1 protein-coding gene is annotated in these 358 nt (G+C 64.2%); it reads left to right on the plus strand.

Features of this window, described 5'->3' with window-relative positions:
• Positions 1–358: aKG-HExxH-type peptide beta-hydroxylase (locus tag ACL03I_RS39540; RefSeq protein ID WP_412808678.1), on the plus strand; the 358-nt coding region annotated here is incomplete at both ends.

Consider the following 358-nt stretch of genomic DNA (forward strand, 5'->3'; position numbering starts at 1 on the left):
GGGCTGCCATTCGTACGAGTCCGATCGCCTCAGCGAGGCAGAGGTGGAGCGCTGGCAGCGTGCCTTCGCGACGGGGATCGACTTCATCCGCGACCATATGCCCGCCTACGCTCCCGGTATCCTCACCGGACTCAACACCGTGATGCCGATGCAGCCGGACCCCGGTTACGACCGGAGCGCATCGGCGCGGCTCGCCTTCGGTGCGGTGGGCATGGCCTTGCGACCCGAGCAGGATTCTCTCGCGCTGCTGCTGGTTCATGAGTTCCAGCATGTCAAGATGGGCGCGATACTCGACATGTTCGAGTTGTACGACCTTTCCGATCGGGAGTTGCGGTACTACGCCCCATGGCGTCCGGAC

The sequence above is a fragment of the Nocardia sichangensis genome (genome assembly GCF_047200615.1).
Lineage (GTDB): Bacteria > Actinomycetota > Actinomycetes > Mycobacteriales > Mycobacteriaceae > Nocardia > Nocardia sichangensis.